General features: G+C 30.3%; 1 protein-coding gene. It reads right to left on the bottom strand.

What is annotated here, in order from left to right:
- Window positions 1-485 precede the first annotated feature (485 nt).
- Window positions 486-696, bottom strand: a 211-nt coding sequence (locus ABN217_RS19395; RefSeq protein WP_349459876.1) for a LysM peptidoglycan-binding domain-containing protein, incomplete at its 5' end; no start/stop codon positions are given.

Raw genomic sequence — 696 nt, 5'->3', positions numbered from 1 at the left:
CTTGAATTACTAACATAAGCATTTATTAATCAATATCTTAGGTTATATAGATTCTGTGTGAAACAGGTGCAATTTTTAGAATTATCAATAATTATATCTGTAATATTCAAATACGGGCTAGCAGCGCTAACTGTTTTCGCTGTGCTAATAATATAGCACTTTTATTACATAAGTCACCACCTGACCAGCAAATTTTTTCAAAATTAATAGTTGATAAGGGTTTTATAGTGCTATTTATAGCAATTAAACACAATTTTAAGGAGGTTTTATATCGAATTAGAGCTACTTTGCGTTTATTTACAAAAAATAACGATGGTTTTAACTTAAAAAGCGGTGTGTTAAATAATTTGAATGCGATTTTTTAACATAATAGTGAAGGAATTAACGACAATTGAATATGATTTCAATATTGATAAGCATAATTAATTTTTGTTATTCAATATGTAATACCTACCGATTAATCGATAGGTATTACATGTGGGTAATTATAAGTAGAGGTTTAATGTAACGCCAGGTTTTAGATCTGCCATTTTGACACCTGAATTCCAACTCATTAGATCATTTAGCTTGATACCATGTCTTTTAGCAATACTGTAATAAGAGTCGCCTTTCTTAACCCGGTAAGTTTTAGATTTCCGGCTATTAGCGACTGGAGCAACCCCTTTAATTTTTAACATTTGCCCTGGACGGATATTA

The organism is Proteus sp. fly-1067, from assembly GCF_040139345.1.
GTDB lineage: Bacteria > Pseudomonadota > Gammaproteobacteria > Enterobacterales > Enterobacteriaceae > Proteus > Proteus vulgaris_B.
Note: the sequence above shows the minus strand (reverse complement) of the source record. Positions and strands in the feature narration are given on the sequence as shown.